This is a genomic window from Kistimonas scapharcae (assembly GCF_039540975.1).
GTDB lineage: Bacteria > Pseudomonadota > Gammaproteobacteria > Pseudomonadales > Endozoicomonadaceae > Kistimonas > Kistimonas scapharcae.
This window is the reverse complement of sequence record NZ_BAABFL010000179.1, coordinates 1-721: the sequence shown is the minus strand read 5'-3', so window position 1 is coordinate 721 and position 721 is coordinate 1. Positions and strand designations below refer to the sequence as shown.

At 52.0% G+C, this 721-nt stretch carries 1 protein-coding gene; it reads left to right on the top strand.

Features of this window, described 5'->3' with window-relative positions; all coding sequences use genetic code 11:
- Positions 1-721 (top strand): hypothetical protein (locus ABD892_RS10270; protein ID WP_345195531.1); only part of this gene is annotated, 721 nt, incomplete at both ends.

Here is a 721-nt window from a genome sequence, read left to right as displayed (position 1 = left end):
ATAGCCCGGATCACGGAGCCTGTTGACAACCTTGAGCGGGAAATCAACGCCCTGTCCGAAACCATCAAGGGTATCCGGAACTACCAGAACCAGACCAGTGACGCGCTGGCGAATATTGTGTCTGATACGCCACGTTCAGAGTATCGTCAGGCCGGTGATGAAATCGTAAAAAAAGGACAGTCTGATAGCAACCCACGTTCCGAGTATCGCGGGACAGTGGAGAACTACCTGAAGCAACTGGACGAGCAGATCAGTGAACTCAATGCGGAAAAGAGCAAGAAAACCCAAGCACTGGCCAAAGCCAAGCAAGCACTGGATCAGGAGACACTGAAAGACCTTGAGGCGGATCGTGAAACCCTGCTCGACGCCATGACCGAGATGCACAAGTTCATTGACGGCATCGGGGCAGTATCCCAGTTCAAGGACAACAAGGAAGTAAAGCATGTTCAGGGGATGCTGAGGGATGTTTCAAAATCAATCCGCAGCATTGAGGCGAGATTGAAAGGGAAACTCCTGCCCAGTCAGATAAAGCAATATGACCGCAACAAGTTCAAGGATCGGGACGAGATCATCAACTCGCCTGATTACGATGACTCAACCCCGGACATTACCGGCAATGAGGGTCAGGCACCCACCGCCAACTTCGGCCAGTTGAGTGATCAGGTCAACAAGGAGCGTCATTACGATGAAGTAACCGGCGAGCGGTTGAACGCTGATCCCA